Annotated in this window: 14 protein-coding genes; 4 read left to right on the top strand and 10 right to left on the bottom strand. The window is 72.2% G+C overall.

Going from position 1 to position 16,883, the window contains the following annotated elements:
- Positions 1–116 precede the first annotated feature (116 nt).
- Positions 117–1,889 carry a response regulator gene (locus tag AABA78_RS14880; RefSeq protein WP_338263749.1) on the top strand — a complete coding sequence of 591 codons (1,773 nt, stop codon included), beginning with the start codon at positions 117–119 and terminating at the stop codon, positions 1,887–1,889.
- Positions 1,890–1,961: 72 nt separating this feature from the next.
- Here the strand turns inward: AABA78_RS14880 and AABA78_RS14875 are convergent, their stop codons facing one another.
- Genes AABA78_RS14875 through AABA78_RS14850 form a run of 6 tightly spaced genes read right to left on the bottom strand, consistent with a single transcriptional unit; the run spans position 1,962 to position 8,738 of the window.
- A complete protein-coding gene (locus AABA78_RS14875) occupies positions 1,962–3,104 on the bottom strand; it encodes a hypothetical protein (RefSeq protein WP_338263748.1) in 1,143 nt (380 codons plus the stop codon).
- Positions 3,101–3,871 carry a type III pantothenate kinase gene (locus AABA78_RS14870; RefSeq protein ID WP_171413880.1) on the bottom strand — a complete coding sequence of 257 codons (771 nt, stop codon included), beginning with the start codon at positions 3,869–3,871 and terminating at the stop codon, positions 3,101–3,103. Before AABA78_RS14870 ends, AABA78_RS14875 begins: the two co-directional genes overlap by 4 nt.
- 12 nt (positions 3,872–3,883) lie before the next feature.
- Complete coding sequence (locus AABA78_RS14865; RefSeq protein WP_370469462.1) at positions 3,884–4,882, bottom strand: biotin--[acetyl-CoA-carboxylase] ligase; 999 nt, start codon at positions 4,880–4,882, stop codon at positions 3,884–3,886.
- Positions 4,883–4,895: 13 nt separating this feature from the next.
- Positions 4,896–5,531: a hypothetical protein gene (locus AABA78_RS14860; RefSeq protein WP_338263745.1), complete on the bottom strand. Its 636-nt coding sequence runs from the start codon at positions 5,529–5,531 to the stop codon at positions 4,896–4,898.
- Between the two features lie 3 nt (positions 5,532–5,534).
- Entirely contained in the window at positions 5,535–6,452 is a 918-nt protein-coding gene (locus tag AABA78_RS14855) for a HEAT repeat domain-containing protein (RefSeq protein WP_171413883.1), read from the bottom strand.
- Positions 6,453–6,506: 54 nt separating this feature from the next.
- Complete coding sequence (locus tag AABA78_RS14850; protein WP_338263743.1) at positions 6,507–8,738, bottom strand: HTH domain-containing protein; 2,232 nt, start codon at positions 8,736–8,738, stop codon at positions 6,507–6,509.
- Between the two features lie 97 nt (positions 8,739–8,835).
- Between AABA78_RS14850 and AABA78_RS14845 the strand changes: the two genes are divergently transcribed.
- Positions 8,836–11,031 carry an outer membrane protein assembly factor BamB family protein gene (locus AABA78_RS14845; RefSeq protein ID WP_338263742.1) on the top strand — a complete coding sequence of 732 codons (2,196 nt, stop codon included), beginning with the start codon at positions 8,836–8,838 and terminating at the stop codon, positions 11,029–11,031.
- Between the two features lie 11 nt (positions 11,032–11,042).
- On the opposite strand, the gene AABA78_RS14840 is transcribed toward AABA78_RS14845, so the two are convergent.
- Positions 11,043–11,972: a hypothetical protein gene (locus tag AABA78_RS14840; protein WP_338263740.1), complete on the bottom strand. Its 930-nt coding sequence runs from the start codon at positions 11,970–11,972 to the stop codon at positions 11,043–11,045.
- A 35-nt stretch (positions 11,973–12,007) separates the two neighbouring features.
- On the opposite strand from AABA78_RS14840, the gene AABA78_RS14835 reads away from it, so the two are divergent.
- Positions 12,008–13,060 (top strand): alpha/beta fold hydrolase, encoded by a 1,053-nt coding sequence (locus tag AABA78_RS14835; protein ID WP_338263738.1) that lies wholly within the window; start codon positions 12,008–12,010, stop codon positions 13,058–13,060.
- On the opposite strand, the gene udk is transcribed toward AABA78_RS14835, so the two are convergent.
- The 3 genes from udk to AABA78_RS14820 form a co-directional block, all read right to left on the bottom strand.
- Positions 13,061–13,699: a uridine kinase gene (gene udk / locus AABA78_RS14830; RefSeq protein WP_338263737.1), complete on the bottom strand. Its 639-nt coding sequence runs from the start codon at positions 13,697–13,699 to the stop codon at positions 13,061–13,063.
- Positions 13,700–13,767: 68 nt separating this feature from the next.
- On the bottom strand, positions 13,768–15,414 hold the full coding sequence (locus AABA78_RS14825; protein ID WP_338263736.1) for an MbnB/TglH/ChrH family RiPP precursor modification enzyme: 1,647 nt from the start codon (positions 15,412–15,414) through the stop codon (positions 13,768–13,770).
- A 34-nt stretch (positions 15,415–15,448) separates the two neighbouring features.
- Positions 15,449–15,901, bottom strand: coding sequence for a winged helix-turn-helix transcriptional regulator (locus tag AABA78_RS14820; RefSeq protein ID WP_171413889.1), 453 nt, complete (start codon positions 15,899–15,901; stop codon positions 15,449–15,451).
- Between the two features lie 112 nt (positions 15,902–16,013).
- Here AABA78_RS14820 and AABA78_RS14815 point away from each other — a divergent pair, with 112 nt between their 5' ends.
- Positions 16,014–16,799 (top strand): SDR family NAD(P)-dependent oxidoreductase, encoded by a 786-nt coding sequence (locus AABA78_RS14815; protein WP_338263735.1) that lies wholly within the window; start codon positions 16,014–16,016, stop codon positions 16,797–16,799.
- Positions 16,800–16,883: the final 84 nt, after the last annotated feature.

Here is a 16,883-nt window from a genome sequence, read left to right as displayed (position 1 = left end):
TTGACGGTCCCAGGCATGGCCGATAGCCTCGACGGCGTCTTCACTCTCGCGCGCCGCCGCTGCTGTTGCTCTTGGCGTCTCACCGCGCGCCGCACCCCCAGGACGGCCGTCCCTTCATGTCCAAGCGAATCCTGATCGTCGAAAGCGACGCCACCCTCGCCACCTCCCTGCAGCAGGCCCTGGAGGCGCGGGGCTTCTCCGCGCAGACGACGGGCGACGGCAAGGGCAGCGTGGAGCTGATCCGCCGTGAGCGTCCGGACCTCGTGGTGTTGGCGGTGGACCTGTCCGCGGGACAGAACGGCTACCTCATCTGCGGCAAGCTGAAGAAGGACGACGAGCTGAAGACGGTGCCCATCGTCATCATCGGCAGCCCGGACGGCTTCGCGGCGCACAGCAAGCTGAAGGCGCGCGCGGATGAATACGTGGCGAAGCCCGTGGACGCCAACGTCCTCATCGAGCGCGTGGGCGGCGTCATCGGCTTCCCGGAGCCGCCCGTCAGCAACGAGGTGGTGGACGAGAGCCTCACGCTGGACTCGCTGGGTGAAGAGCCCGCGGCGGACTTCGGCGAGGAGATCGCCGTCGACACGGGCGAGGAGCCCGCGGTGCCCGGGGAAGACCTGGACATGCTCGACGACGCGTTCAGCGACCTGTCCGAGCCCGTCACGGGCACGCCCGAGGAGGAGCCCGTGGTGGCGCCTCCGGAGGAGGCGGAGACGCCGTCCGGCCTGGAGGAGATCTCCGCGCTCGACTCGCTGGGCCCCGACAACGACGACTCGCTGGACGTGCTGGCCGGCCTGGACGACGAGCCGGAGGAGAAGACCGTCGTCGGCTTCATGCCGCCGGTGGATCCGGAGCCCGTCGCCGCCCCCACCCCGCCGCCCGCGCGCGCCGCCGCCACACCCCTGCGCGCGGTGCCCCCGCCCGCCGCGGCCCGCCCCGCCGCCGTCGCCGCTCCGGTGACGCCCGCGGCCTCCGGCCCGTCCGCCGCGGACCTGGCGGAGCTGCGCAACCTGCGCGCGAAGGTGGCGGAGCTGCAGAGCGCGCTGGAGGACTCGCGCGGTCAGGCGACGCAGGCCGAGGAGCGCGTGCAGTCGCTGGAGTCCGAGCTCCAGGCGAAGGCGACGGAGCTGGAGGCTTCCCGCTCCACCGCCGGCAAGAGCGACAAGGACACCTTCGCGCTGCGTGACACCGTCAACAAGCGCGACAAGGAGATCCTGCGCCTCAAGTCGGAGCTGAACCAGAAGGACCAGGAGATCATCGAGCTGAAGGATCAGCACCTGGAGCTGGAGCAGAAGGCCTCCACCTCCGAGGAGGAGCTGAACCGCCGCGACGCGCAGATCAAGACCCTCACCTCGCGCACCGAGCAGCTCACCACGGAGCGCAAGCGCGTGGATCAGCAGCTGGCCACCGCGAAGGAGGAGGCGCGCGGCGCCACCGCGAAGCTGGGCACGCTCCAGGCGGAGCTGGATGAGCAGCAGGCCCAGGCCCAGTCGCTCCAGGGCGAGCTGGACAGCCTGCGCGCCCAGGTGGCCCAGCAGGACGCGGACCTCCAGGCGGCGCGCGACGAGGCCGAAGGGCTGCGCGCGCAGGTGGAGTCGGCGCAGGGCGAGCTGGAGGGGCTGCGCGGCCAGCTGGAGCAGGCCCAGGCGGACCTGTCCAACCAGAGCGCCCAGGCCGCCACGGAAGCGGACGGGCTGCGCGCGCGCATCACCGAGCTGGAGCAGGCGGCGGTGCGCAACGAGGAGCGCGTGACGAAGCTCTACGCGCGCATCAAGGGCGACGAGAAGCTGCGCGAGAAGACGAAGAAGGCGCTCGCCATCGCGCAGCAGCTGCTGGACGAGCCGGGCACCGCCGTGGGCGACGATGCCGACGAGGAAGCCGCGGCCTGAGGCAGCGCCGTACTGGCTGACGGGCTCGGGGGACGGAGCGGGACACCCGCCCTCCCCCGCTCCAGTCCCGGATTACTTCCCGGCCTCCTTCTTGGGGGCCGTTTTCTTTTCATGCAGCTTCTTGGCGAAGGACTGCACGGCGGCGGGCACGTTCTTGTCGCGGGACAGGTCCTTGAGCTCCGCGTCGCGCAGCGTGTTGAGGAACTTCATGGTGACGGTGAGCGGCACCTTGGGGTTCTTCACCAGCGCGAGCTTCACCTTCTGCATCTTCGTCCACTCGCGGTTGTTGTAGATGACGCGCAGCACGTCCTCGTTGATGGCGCGGTTGGCGGCGCACGCGAGCACCTCGCCGTCGGTGATGCGGGGGCTGCGGATGACGGCCACGCAGACGAGCTTGTTGGTGTCGCGGATGAGGGCGGAGCGGGCCTCCTTGTTGCCCAGCGTGCCCAGCTTGATCTTCTCCGCGATGGACATCTTCATGATGCGCTGGGCGAGCGTCAGGCGCTTGCCCTCCTCCATGGGGGCGGCGTCCTCGGCCTGCGCCTCCGTGCCCAGTTCCTGGAGCACTTCCTCCGCGGTGGGGCCCGGATCCGGCGGCGCGGCGGCGGCCTGCGGGCCGTAGATGCGTACGCGCGCGGCCTGCATCGCGGGCACGTCCGCCAGCACCAGGCCGCTGCGCACCGCGAAGTCGCAGATGCTGTCCACCAGCGACACCGGCACGCCGGGGTTGGCGCACAGGTTGCGGATGATGTCCTCGTTGCGCAGCAGGCGCAGCTGGTTCTGGGAGATGATCTCCGCCACCTTCGGGCTGCACGAGGACGCCACCGCGGAGACGGCGTCGTCCGGCGTCTCCGAGTTGAGGACGAGCATCTCCGCGTAGGCTTCCTTGTCCTTGAGCAGGCCCAGGAAGTAGCCCAGCACGGGCGGCTGCACGCCCTCGTCGCGCAGCGCGGAGCCGAGGATGCGCTCCGGCAGGGCCGCGGCCGTCTTGGCGGCCGTCTCGCGCACGTTCGCGTCCGGGTCGAACGTGAGCATGTAGAGCGCGCCCAGCATGTCCGACGGGTTGAGCGGCACCAGCGACTTGGCCGCCATCATCCGCAGGGGCACGGGGGCGTTGGGGTCCACGTGCTTGCGCAGGTTGGGCGGCAGGAATTCAGCGTTGAAGGGGCAGCCCGGGGGCGGGGCCGGAATGCTGGGGTCAGCGGCGGTGCTCATGACGCGTGATTCCTTCCGTAGATGATGCGCAGCCCCTCCAGGGTGAGGAACTCATCCACCTCCTGGATGGCCTTCGATTCACTGGCCACCAGCGGGGCCAGGCCCCCGGTGGCCACCACTTTCGCGGAGAAGCCCATCTCCGCCTCCATGCGCGCGCACATGCCGTCCACCATGCTCACATAGCCGTGGACCAGCCCGGACTGCATGGAGTGCACGGTGTTGCGGCCCACCACGTGCGGCGGCCGGGCGAACTCGACGCGGGGGAGCTTGGAGGCGTTCTGGAACAGGGCCTCCATGGAGATGTTGATGCCGGGGCAGATGGCGCCGCCCAGGTACTCGCCCTTGGGCGTCACCGCGTCCAGCGTCGTCGCGGTGCCGAAGTCCACGACGATGAGGCCGCGGTGGTGCTTCTCGTAGGCGGCCACCGCGTTGACGATGCGGTCCGCGCCCACTTCCCGGGGGTTGTCGTAGAGGATGGGCATGCCCGTCTTCACACCCGGGCCCACGAACATGGGGCGCGTCTTGAAGTAGCGCTCGCTCATCTTCTCCAGGATGTACTGGAGCGGCGGCACCACGCTGGACACGGCCACGGCCTTCACCTGGTTCGCGTCGATGCCGCTCCACGAGAAGAGCTGGCGCACGACGATGCCGTACTCGTCCGCGCTCCTGCGGGCGCTCGTCTCCAGGCGCCAGTGGTCCAGGAGCCGCCGGCCCTCGTACACGCCCAGGACGGTGTTGGTGTTGCCGACGTCGATGGCCAGGAGCATCGCTTGCGCACTCTAGCGCTGGGGGCGCAGCTGCTCCACGTCCCCCGCGAGCACGCGCTCCACGCGGCCGTCCGCCATGCGCACCATGAGGGCGCCCGTGGGGTCGATGTCCTCCGCGAACCCCTCCCAGTCCCCCCGGTCCGTCCGCACCCGGACGGGCACCCCCAGGGTGCTGGAGAGCGCCTTCCACCGGGTGCGCACCGCGTCGAAGCCGGTGGCCAGGTACGTGTCCAGCCAGGTCTCCAGCCGCGTCCACAGGGCCGCGGCGAAGGGCGCGCGGGCCACGGGCCGCCCCAGCGCCAGGGCGAGCGACGTGGCCGTGGCGCGCAGCTCCTCCGGGAAGTGCTCCTCCCCGGAGTTGAGGTTCACGCCCACGCCCACGATGACGAAGTGCACGCGCTCGGGTTCGGCGGACAGCTCCGTGAGGATGCCGGCCACCTTCCGTCCGGAGATCTGCACGTCGTTGGGCCACTTGATGGCGGCGTCGGCGCCCGCCTCGCGCAGCGTCTCCGCCAGGGCCACGGCGGCCACCAGGGTCAGCTCCGGCGCGCGCTGCGGGGGCAGCTCCGGGCGCAGGATGGCGGAGAAGTACAGGTTGAGGTTCGGCGGCGACACCCAGGCGCGGCCCCGGCGCCCCTTCCCCGCCGTCTGCTGCTCGGCGACGACGACCGTGCCGTGCACGGCGCCGTCCTGGGCCAGCCGGAAGGCCGCCGCGTTGGTGGAGCCGATGGTGTCGTGGTGGTGCAGCACGCGGCCCACCGCGCGCGTGGCGAGCAGCGGGTGGACCTCCAGCGCGGAGAGCCGGTCCGGCCGGCCCACCAGCCGGTAGCCCTTCGCGGGCACCGCTTCGATGCGGTAGCCCTTCAGGCGCAGCGACTCCACGTGCTTCCACACCGCCGTGCGCGACAGGCCCAGCCGGGTGGACAGCGCCTCGCCGGAGATGAAGCCCTCCCCGCCCTCGGCGAGGAAGTTCAGGATGCGCGCGTCCTGCGTGAGCTCAGGTGTCTCCACGAGGCGGGCCGCTTCAGTCCCGCGCGGGCGCGGCGGGCGTCTTCGCGGCGCCAGCGCCATCCGCCTTGTAGGAGAGGAGTTCCAGCTCCGTCTGCGGCACGCGCTTGCCCTCGTGCTCCGTGGCCACGTCCACGCGGACCAGGCCCACGCCGGCGGCGAAGGTCATGGTGTTCACGAGCGTCGTCTGCGCGTCCACCTTGTTGCGGCCCTCCACGCTCACGCAGTTGGGGAAGGAGCCCGCGGGCACCTTGCAGGCGAAGCCCACCTGCACCAGCTGGTAGCGCTCCGTGGACGACACGGACACGACGTTGTTCCAGCCGCGTCCGGCCTCCAGCGGGCCGCGCAAGAGGTAGCGCTTGGGGTCGCGCAGGCCGTAGGCGTCCACCGTGAGCTGGCCGCCCTGGTTGTCCACGAAGTACCCGTCCTGCTCCTTGACGATCTCCACCGTGACGGGCTTGTCGTCGCGTCCGTCAATCCGGTACGTCCACGCATTGCCCACGGCCAGCGGGTAGTACTGGCCGATGGACTCGGGCGAGGGGCGCGCGTCCGCTTCGACGCGCTTCGCGCACCCGGAGCCCACCAGCGTGGAGGCCAGGAGGGCCAGGCCCCCCACCATCGACAGCGATTGCTTCAGGGACGACTGCTTCATGCGCTAGGGGTCCGCGTGGCTCTGGCCACGCGCCTCCGCGGTTGCGTGGTTGCGTGATGCGTAGAGCGTGTCCAGCGCCTGCTGCGCGGCGGCCTGCACGGACGGCGTGTCGTGGCCCTGGGCCACCGTGTAGAGGTACGCCTCCGCCTCCGGGCCGCCAATCTCGCCCACCGCGAAGACGATCTCCTGCAGGAAGCCCGAGTCGCGGCCGCGCGCCAGGTCGATGAGCGCCGGCACCGCGCTCTTGGCCTTCATCTCCGCCAGCGCGCCGATGGTGCGGCGCACCTGCTCCGCGTCGCTGGTGTCCTTGAGCCGTTCAATCAGGAGCGGCGCGGCGGCCGGGTGCTTGCGCTCGGCCAGCGTCCGGAGGGCGAACTCGCGGACGCGCGAGTCGGTGGCCTGGAGGTCCGCCACCAGCGCCTCGTCCGCGCGCTCCAGCGCGGCGAGCTGCAGCACCGCGGACTCCGTCACCTGCCGCAGCACGCTCTCCAGCGCGCCGCGCATGGCCGTCCGCCGCCCCTCCGCCGAGTCCTCCTCCACGGCCGCCTCGCCCAGGCCCACGACCTCGTAGCGCTGCGGCGTGTTGCCGCCGAAGCGCTCCAGGGACAGGTTGGCGCCGACCTCCGCGAAGCTGTGCGGGTTGCCGTCCTTCAGCACCTCGCGGGTGAAGGGTACCTCCAGCGACAGGCGCCAGGGACGGGCCTTCTTGGGGACCTCGTCGCCCACCCGCTCGAAGCGGCCGGAGGACTCCAGCGCGTCGTCGAACAGTTCCCGCACGCCCTCCGGACCGAAGCCGAGGAGGGCGTTGTCCCGCAGGGTGTCCCCGGCCAGCTCCACCGGCGCCACCGGATAGCGCGGGGCCTGCGAGCGGCAGGCCCCGAGGAACAGCACGCAGGAGGTAAGCAGCAGGGCCGGCTTCATGGCCCCCCCAGGCTAACACTCCCGCGTCCACCGCACCCGATTCCGTGCGGCGGTTCAGCCCTCCTTGTTGCCCTCGGACGAGCCGTCCGTCCCGGGGGCCACCGGCGCCTCGTGCACCTCGCGGGCCTCCGCGGGCTGCGAGGACGCCTCGGCGGTGGCTTCTTCCGGAGGCAGCGCCTGCGCCGCGACCGGAGTCACCGCATCGGACGCGGCGTGGGCGGCGTCCGCACGGGCCCGCGCGGCTTCGTCGGACTCCGGCGTGGCCTGCACCGCTTCGCCCGCCTGCCAGACGTTGCCCACGGCGGGCGGCGTGGCGGCGGCCTCCCCGTGCGCGGGGCTGGCGGACGCGTCCGGGCTCAGCGGCAGGGCCTCACCGGCGAGCGCGACCTGCTCACCGGTGACGCTCCCACCCGGCGACGGCGCGGCGATGGCCCCCGAGGAGCCTTCACCCGCGGGGACCGCCGGAGTGGCACCGGCCTGATCCGCGATGGCGCTGACCTCGCCCGTGGGCGCACCCGCTTCACCCGTGGGCGTGCCGTCCGCTCCGCGCGTGCCACGGCCGCGGCGGCCCCGGCGACGGCGGCGGCGGCGCTTGCGCTCGGAGGCGTTGGCGTCGGCGGTGCCGGCTTCGGCGCCCTCCTTGGCTCCGCCCACGAAGGCGCTGGCGGCCTCCAGGTCCTCGTCCTCACCCTCGTCGTCGCCCTCCTCGGACTCGTCCTCCTCCGACGCGGGCGTGAACCCGGCGGCGGCCGGCGGCGCGGGGGCCACCGGAGAGGCCTTGGCCTCGGAGCCCTCGGTGCCGGACTGGGCGGCGTCGCGGGCCTCGGCCCGTTCGCGCTGACGGTCGCGGCGGCGCTCGGAGCGCTCCTGACGGTCGCCGCGCTCGGGACGCTCGGCGCGCTCCGGCTTTTCGGCCGCGGCGGACACCTCCACCTCTCCGCCGCCCTCCTCGCGGGCCTGCTTCTCGCTCTTGCGCTCCTCGCGGCGGCGCTGGGCCTCCTCGGCGTCCAGCTTCGCGGCCTCGAAGAAGCGCTCGTCGATGTCGTACAGCTCCACCTGGGTGACGGTGACGGCGGTCTTCGCCTCCAGGAACTTCTCGCCCAGGGCGTCACCGCACCACAGCATCACCAGCGAGCCCGTGGCCTGCGCCTCGGAGCGCGCGTCGCCGCGCACCTCGCCCGCGCTGACCAGCAGACCCACCTGCGCCGAGTAGTGGCCCAGGTCGCGCCGCAGCTCCTGCACCGTCTTGCGATCGACGCCCGGCATGCCCTTGAGCATGCGCACCGCGTAGCGCAGCTCCACGCTGCCCTCGCGCTTGCGCGCCGTGAGCAGGGGGCCTTCCTTGGAGCGCTTGGCGACCTTCAGCTCGCGGAAGCCCAGGCCGTGCATCATCTTCACGACGGACTTCTCGAAGGTGCCCACGTCCGCGTCGCCCAGGCGCTTGCGCAGCCCGCGAGCGACCGCGCGGCGCGCGTCCTTGAGGGCCGTGCGCGCGGTGGTGATGAGGGCCTCGTCCACCAGCGGCTCCCCGGCGGCGGCGGGCTTGCCCAGCACCGGGCGGCCCCCCTCCAGCGGGATGCCCAGGGCCTGCGCGAAGGCGGCCTGGAGCTCCAGGGGCGGCGCCTCGCTCGGCGCGCCCGCGCGCTCCAGGGACACCTCCCCGGACTCCTGGTTGAAGGCGTACTGGGGCCGGCGGCCCGCGTCGATGCGGCGCTGGTTGTCCTCCAGCAGGGCGGTGAGCACCGCCTCCACCGTGGTCTCCTCGGCGCACAGCTCCTTCGCCTTGGCGCGCTCGATGAGCTGATCCGTGCGCAGGCCCGCGTCGGCCTCGCTGAGGATCTCGAACACGACCTCCGGCAGCGGCGGGAAGCGCTTGCGGCGCCCACCCCGCTCCTCGTCGCCCTCGTCACGGCGGCGCTTGCGCTCCGTGCCCCGGCCCGACGCGCGGACGTTGTCCGTGCGAGGCTCCGGGTGGCGCTCCACCGGCCGCAGCGGAGGAAGCTCCTCCTCCGGATGCGGCTCCATCACGCCCGTCTGTGCAAGTGCCTCGACGTCCTCGGAGAGCGACCAGTCCGTCAGCGCGAAGGTATCCTTCGCCGTGACGATCACCTTGCGATCCCGCGTCCTCCGCGCCATGGCAGCCAGCCGCGACAGCATCGTCACTTCGGGCGTCTTGCCAATGTGGGACAGCAGGCTCAGCTGGATGGACTTCTCCGTGATTTCAAGGAAATGCAGGGGGCGACCTTCGCTCTCCAGTACCCTGAGCGCGGCCTCGTAAAATGTCATCGAGTATTCCCCAAGAATTCCGAACGGTTACAAAAATGTAGGTCCGTATGGGCGGCGGATGCTAGCCACCGCTAAACTGGCTTGTCAACGAACGTCAATGACCCGTCTCCGCATCGGACACCATTGGAAGCGCGAACCGTCGGCTTCCCCGCTCGATTCCATCGCGCTGGAACTGGATGGCGTGAACCTGCTGTCCGGGGCGGTGGAGGAGCCCCTGGCGGAGGTCGTCCCCGCTCTGGTGGAGGCGGTGGCGGCCCTGCACGCGGGGAGGCGGCGGCTGGCGCAGGTGTCGCTGACGGAGGCGCACCTGGAGCTCGTGTTGCGGCGCGTCGGCCCGGACATCGAGCTGTCGGTGGCCAGCCTCGCCCGGCCCGCCCACCTCTTGCGCCCGCCCATCCGCGTGGACGCCGAGGAGCTGACGAAGGCCACGCGCCAGAGCGGCCAGCGCTTCCTCCAGGACGTGACGAAGCTCGCGCCCCGGGCCCTGTCCGCCGCGGCCGCCCGGAAGCTGGGAGAGGCGCTCAAGGGCCTGGGCAAGGCCGCCCCGCACGCGGAAGGTCCGCCCGTTCCCCCCACCCCGCTTCGGATTGAGCCCGTCTCCGTGCCGGGGTTCGGCTTCGAGCTGAAGGACATCTCCCCCGCCTCGCGCGAGGCGCCGTCGAAGGGCACGTCCGGGGCGCTGGCGCCGCTCCTGGGCGCGGGCGAGGTGTGGCTGGCGCTGCCGGGACGGCCGCAGGCGTGGCGCGCGCAGGGGCCGCCGTTCCTCACGGTGCTGGAGCTGTCCCGGCAGGCGGTGGAGCTGGCGCGGGCCGTGGAGCTGGGCGAGGCCCGCTTCGAGTTCGAGCCCGCGGGCGTGCGCCCCCTGCTGACGCTGGACCTCCCCGGACGGCGGGCGAAGCTGGGGCCCACCGGCTCGTGGTTCGCGCTGGAGCCCTCGGAGCTGCTGTCCGCCCTCTTCCAGCTGGGCGAGGCGCTGGGGCTGGCGTTCGCGGAGGCGCACCGGGTCCAGGTCTCCAACCCGTACCTCGTGGAGCTGGCGGAGCGCTGCCGCGAGGGGCTGTCGCACCTGCGGGGGGCCCACAAGCCGCCCGAGGCCGAGGGCGAGGCGCGCGAGCGCAAGAGTCCTCCGGCGCGCGGCGAGTCCCGTCCGCTGAAGGTGCCCGGGAAGCTGCGGCGCCTGCGCTTCGAGAAGCTGTGGGAGCAGCGCGGGCTGGAGGAGCCGGAGGAGGCGCGGCTGCTGCTGGGCCGGCACGGGCCGGTGTACTGCGCGCCGGGGCTGGCGGGTGCGTTCTCTCGCAAGGACGGGGCGCTGCTGTGGCGGCGGGCCGCGTCGCTGGGCGTGGCGGCGTCCGCGGATGGCCACGCGGTGGCGGCGGACGGGACACGCGTGTACGGCTTCACCGGCCGGGGCGCGGGCGCGCGGTGGCTGCACGACCATGACGGCATCCCCCTGGGACCGCTGCTCCTGCGCCAGGACGGGCTGCTCCTGACGCTGTCGGAGGACCGCACGGCGGTGGCCTTCGCGGAGGCCACGGGCCGTGAGGTGTGGCGCCTGGCCCCGCCGCGCACGCAGCGCGGGTGGCTGGCCACGCAGGGACACCGGGCGCTCCTGTCCACGGACTCGGGCTACCTGTACGGCCTGGACCTGGAGGACGGTCAGGTGCGCTACCGGCTGCGCTCACCGCTGCCCTTCCACGGGCCTCCGGTGGCGTGGGGCCGGCGCTTCCTGGCGCTCCTGGGGCGCGGCTCGCACCACGCGCTGCTGCTGGCGGACGCGCACACCGGCGAGGCGCAGTGGACCTTCGAGCCGGACCTCACCCTGCCCTCCACGCCACTTCCGGTGGGCCAGCGGGTGCTGCTGGCCGGGATGCGCGACCAGGACGGGTTCCTCGTGTGCCTGGACGCGCGCGGGCGCAAGGTCTGGGAGCGCGCGCTGCACCTGGGGCCCGGGCCCTACGCGCTGGCGCCGCTGCCGCGCGCGGTGGTGGTGACGAGCGCGTCCGGGGCCGCCGCCCGCGTGGCCCTGTCCGGACAGGTGGACTGGCGCGTGGGGGCCGCGGGCGAGCCGCTGATCACCGCGCTGCCGGCGCGCACCGCCCGCGACGTGACGCTCATCGCGGGAGAGGTGGTGCGCGCGGTGGATCCCCGCGGCGGACAGGTGCTCGCGGAGGTGCGCGCGGGGGTGGGGCTCGTCGCGCTCCAGGCCGACGTGCGCCTCAACCTGTACTTCCTGGACGACGCCGGCACGCTGTCCGCGTACCGGCTGGGGTCTCACTTCGCCGTCGTGAAGTAGAAACCGAAGGGCTACTCGCCCTTCTTGGCGGAGGCCTTGGCCGGGTCGATCTCCTCCTCCGGCCGCTCCTCCTGCGTGGCGCCTTCCCACGTCTCGTTGGCGCCCAGCTTCCACTCGGACGGCACGTCCAGCTTCCACACGTAGGTGGCGTTGGCGTTGCCGCCGGACGGCGCGTGCGAGGCGACGTTGATGGTCATCTCCAGCTTCGACACGTCCGCGGGCAGCAGGTCCAGGTCGTAGTGGCCCAGCACCATCTGCGGGGGGAACTCCGCGATGAGGCGCTCCGGGTAGTCGATCTTCATCGACGGATCCGCGCCGCGCATCTCGCCCAGCAGCTTGCCCTTCGCGTCGGTGAGCTTCCACACCGTGTCGAACGCGGCGCTGGTGACCATCTTCTTCAGCTTGCCCTCGTCCTTCTCCACGCGCTGCGCGCCCCAGAGCGCCAGCTGCAGGCGGATCTGCGGCTTGCCCATCACCATCACCACGTCGTTGGACACCACGTCCAGGCGCATGCCCTTGTCCGTGGCGGTCCACACCGGGCGGTAGCGGCCCTCGTGCAGGGCGTCGAACTGCTTGCGCGCGTACTCGTAGAAGGCCTTGCGGTCCGTGGCGCGGTTGTCCTTCTTCTCCCCGCCCGACTCCGCGCGCTTGTCCAGCTCCGCCAGGTAGCTGTCGAACTTCGGGTTGCCGTGGAAGCGCTCGATGTGCGCGTCGACGTCGTCGAAGTACGCCTTGAAGAAGGACTTCAGCTCGTCCCGGTAGGACGCCTCATCCGGGTTGGTGCGCATCCAGCCCACGCGCTCCAGGTAGACGGCCTGGATGCGGCGGAAGTCCGCGTCCCGCTCCGCCTCGAGTGCCCGGGCGGAGGCAGTGCGGTGACTCGCCACCGCGGCGACGATCACCAGGGCGATGACAACGATGATTCCGAAGTAGCGCTTCAAGCGACAGGCTCCTGTGCGTTCGGGCAGGCAATGATATGAGCCGCATCATCGTGCCCCAGGCCGAGGGAATCCACCTGTTCACCGTGCCCCTTCCGCTGGAGGAAGGAGAGCTGCTGGGAAGCCCCCAGATTGCCTGGCAGGCCTTCGGGAAACCGTCTGATGGCAAAGCGGTGGTGGTGCTGCACGACCTGGCCCACTCCCACCAGGCCTTGAGCACGGAAGTGAACGGTGCGTTCCAACCTTCGGGCTGGGGGCGCGAGCTCATCGGCCCGGGCAAGGCGCTGGATCCGGACGTGACGCCGGTCATCGTGCCCAACCTGCTGGGCAGCCCGTTCGGATCCACGTCGCCGGTGACGCTGGATCCGCACACCGGGGCGCCGTGGGGCGCGTCCATGCCGCCCATCACCGTGCTGGACATGGCGCGGGGCGTGTCCGCGCTGCTGCGGGCCCTGGGGCTCACGCACGTGCGGGCGCTGGTGGGCGTGGGCCTGGGCGGGCTCGTCGCGCTGCGGCTCGCGGCGCTGTTCCCGGAGCTGGCGGACGGCGTGGTGGTGCTGGGCGCGGCGCGGGCGCTGCCGGAGGGGCTGCGCGAGAAGCTGGGCCTCACGTCGCAGGTGCTGCGCATGGCGCCCGACAACGAGGACACCCCGCCCCTGCGCGAGCGCGCGCCGAACCGGACGCTGGCGCGGCTGCGGCTGGACTACCTCAAGCTGCTCTACGGGCGTGACTACCTGGGCACGACGTATGCGGACAGCGCGGCGGCGCAGGCGGCGCTGGAGGCGGAGGCCGCGTCGTTCGCGGACACGTTCGACCCGGTGGCGTGGTCGCTGCTCTGCTCCGCGTACGCGGGCTGCGACCTGACGGAGACGTTCTCGCGGATCCGCGCGCGGGTGCTGCTGCTCGCGGGCGCGACGGACGCGCTGGCGCCCGCGGGCCGCGTGCGGGACACGTACCACCAGCTGACGGCGGCGGGCGTGCAGGCGCGGTTCGTGGAGCTGCAGGGGCCGGGGGACCACGGCACCCTGCTCGCGGACGCGCACCGGCTCAAGGGGCCGGTGCAGGACTTCCTGCGCTGGCTGCGCGGCTAGCTAGCGCTGCGACTGGTGCTGGCTGGCGAGCCGCGCCCGGAGCGCGCCCACCAGCATCCCGATGGCGATGTCGTTGTTGCCGCCGTGCGGGATGATGATGTCCGCGTGGTGCTTGGACGGCTCCACGAAGCCCATGTGCATGGGGCGCACGTGGCGCAGGTACTGGCCCACCACGTGGTCGAAGTCGCGGCCGCGGTCCTTGATGTCGCGGGTGAGGCGGCGAAGGATGCGCAGGTCGTCGTCCGCGTCGACGTAGATCTTCACGTCCATCTCGTCGCGCACTTCCTTCATGTGCAGCACGAGGATGCCCTCGATGAGGATGATGTCCCCGGGGTCCACGCGGTGCGTGTGCGTCTGGCGGCTGGACGTGACGAAGTCGTAGACGGGCTTCTGGATGGCGTGGCCCTGCTTGAGCGCGCGCAGGTGGCTGACCAGCAACTCCGTGTCGAACGCGTCGGGATGGTCGAAGTTCACCTCCCGCCGGTCCACCAGGGGCATGTCCTTGAGGTCCCGGTAGTACGAGTCCTGATCAATGAAGGCGACCCGGCAGTCGGCGAGGGCTTCACGCACCTTGCGGGCCACCGTGGTCTTGCCGGACGCGGTGCCGCCCGCGATACCAACGACGAGGGGTGACGACATGCGGCGGGCAGTACCCCACCAGACAGGTGGGCGCAAGGGTCCGTTGACTCCCCGACACCGCGCGGGGCTTATGCCCGCCGCAAGAGCCCGCGCGCCTGCCCTTCCGCGAGCAGCCACGCGGGCAGGTCTTCCACCGGACGCGGGCCGTCCGCGAGCCCCTGGAGCCCCGCGGCCACCTCCGGCGGTAGGGTCAGGACCTCGAAGCCCGTCCCCTTGCGGCGGATGGCGAAGCGCCACGGGCCCGGGCCCGGCCGGGCCGCCACCTGCGCCAGGGCCTCCAGGCCGGACACCTCCAGGGCCCCGCAGGCCCACGCACGGCCGGTGAGGTGACGCCGCAACGCCCGTGAGGCGAAGACCAGCTCCGTGAGGTCCGCGGGGAAGGCGCCCAGGCGGACGTCCTCGGCCAGCGCCACCTGGCCCGGGGCGGGGGCCGGGGGCTCCTGGAGGAAGGCGTGCGGCAGCATCATCTCCAGCGACAGCGCGGCGGCCACCCCGTCCGACGGCGCGGCCATCACGCGCTTGCGCGCCCAGGACGCGAAGGCGTGGGACAGCGATTTGCCCAGCCCGTCGAAGAGGCCCCGGTACTCGCGCGAGCGGGTGAAGGACTCCAGCCCCTCCGGCGTCGCCGCGAGCAGCAGGCGCGTCAGGGGCCAGTCCTTGTCCAGCTGCTCGGCCACCACCGCCAGCCGGAAGTCCCGGTCCGCGCGCGTGCCCTCGGGGTCGGCGTCCTCCGTGGCCGGCGTGACGCCGTGGCCCGCGTCGAACAGCGCCCACGGGCGGCTCTCCCCGGTGAGCGCGGGCACGGGCTCGCGCGACGCGGGGAAGGCGATGGGAGGACGGGACTCCTTCGGCACGAGCGCGCGCAGCCGCCGCAGCGACGCGAGCGCCACCTCCGGCGGATGACCGTCGCCCTCGAAGGTGACGGCGCGCAGGCGCGGACAGCGCGGGAGCACTTCCGCCAGCAGCTCGAATAGCTCCTCGCGCACGGGCTGCGTGTGATCATCCACGTAGAAGGCCCGCCCTCCCCTGCGCGTCACCACGCCGCCCGCGATGTGGATCTCCACCACCTGCTCCAACGGGAAGCCGTCCAGGCCCGTGCGCAGTGGCAGCCCCGCGGAGAGCTGGTGGCTGAAGAGGTGGCCCAGATCCAGGAGCAGCGGCAGGCCCGTGCGCGCGTGCAGCTTCGCCATGAAGTCCAGCGCGTGCAGGCCGCCGCGCGTGGCGAGGACGGCGGGGTTTTCAATCACCAGCGGCACGCTCAAGCCCGCCTGGATGTGGAGCGCGTGCGCCGCGCTGTCCCGCACGCCCGCGTCGTTGAACGGCGGCGTGACGTAGAGGTAGCCCGGGAAGGGCTGGCCGCCCGCGTGCCACCAGCCCACGTCGTTGCCCACCCACGGGCTGCCCACCGCGCGCGCGTGCGCGTCCAGCTGCGCCAGCGCGGACGCGGGCTCCAGCTCCGGGCCCCACAGGTTCAGGTGCACGGGGTGGAAGAGGACCGGCACCTCCTGACGCCGGCGCCACATCTCCGGAAAGAGCGTGGCCTGCGCCTTCGCCTCCTCCAACGCGATGGGCGCGCTGTACTCCACGAAGTCGAAGAGACCGGGCGAGGCGTCGAGCAACCGGTACGGATGCGGCACGTCCGAGGCGCTCAGGTTGCTGCTCAGCCCCAGCCCCATCCAGGGCAGTGACCACGAATCCGATGCAGGGCGCGTCATGGGCACACCCTAACCACCCGGGCCCCGGGTGGCGCTAACCTTGTGTGGGCGGCCGCTCCAGGCGCACGTCCTGGACCGTCAGCACCCGGCCGTCCGCGGCGCGCACCTCCAGCGGCTTCACCGGCTTCCCGTGCGCCTTGTCGAGCACCCGCGTGCGCGGCTCTCCTGCCTGGAAGCAGTGCTCCTGACCCCACTGGCCCAGCGCGACCAGGATGGGAAACAGGCTCCGCCCCTTCTCCGTCAGCACGTATTCCTGCCACGCGCTGCCGTCGGAGGCCGGCTGGGTGTCCAGGATGCCGTGCTCCACCAAGTGCTTCAGGCGCTGGGTCAGGATGTTCTTCGCCACACCCAGGCTCTTCTGGAACTCACCGAAGCGGCGCAGGCCGTATTGCGCGTCACGCACGATGAGCAGCGACCACCAGTCCCCGATGACGTCCAGGGACCGGGCCACCGGGCACGCCACGCCTTCCATGCTCGTCCGCTTCATCACCGCCTCCGTCCAGAGGGCCGTTCCACAACTGGTTGCATAACGAAACCAGGGCTTTTATTCATCCGGCAATTGGTTTCATCATGAAACCACTCAATCCGGAGGCACTCAGATGCGGCTCAAGGGGAAGACGGCGCTGATCACGGGCGGCAACAGCGGCATCGGGCTGGCGACGGCGCGGCTGTTCGTGGCGGAGGGGGCTCGGGTGGCCATCACCGGGCGCAACCGGGAGACGCTGGACGCGGCGGTGAAGGAACTGGGCGGGGACGTGCTGGCGGTCCAGGCGGACGCCACGGATCCGGCGGCCCTGGAGCGCGCGGTGGCCGCGACGGTGGAGCGGTTCGGCGGGCTGGACGTGGTGTTCGCGAACGCGGGCGTCGCGGCGCAGACGTACGTGGGGAAGACGACGCACGAGGCGTTCGCGTCCGTCCTCCAGACCAACGTCACGGGCGTGTTCTTCACGGTGCAGGCCGCGGCGCCGCACCTGAAGGCCGGCGCGTCGGTCATCCTCACCAGCTCGGTGCACAGCGAGCTGGGCATGCCGGGGTACTCGGCCTATGCGGCGAGCAAGGGCGCGCTGAAGGCGATGGCGAGCGTGCTGGCCGCGGAGTTCGCGTCCAGGGGCGTGCGGGTCAACGTCGTGTCACCGGGCGCGACGCTCACCCCCATCTGGGAGAAGAACGCGCCCACGCCGGAGGCCTTCGCGAAGATGGAGCGCGGCATGTCCGCCACCATTCCCATGGGGCGCATGGGCAAGCCGGAGGAGATCGCCAGGACCGTGCTCTTCCTCGCGTCCGACGAGGCGTCCTACGTGAGCGGCCAGGATCTGTTCGTCGACGGCGGCGTCAACGGGGCGGCATTGGGTGCCCCCTTGTTCCGCACGCCCCAGCCGGTTTGATACGGACCGTCCCCTTGTCCCCGGAGCTGGCCTCAGCTTTCTGAAGGCGCCTCGGTTTTCCGAGCACGCGGATACGCCCGTGGG

Source organism: Corallococcus caeni (assembly GCF_036245865.1).
Lineage (GTDB): Bacteria > Myxococcota > Myxococcia > Myxococcales > Myxococcaceae > Corallococcus > Corallococcus caeni.
This window is presented reverse-complemented; position numbering and strand designations above follow the sequence as displayed.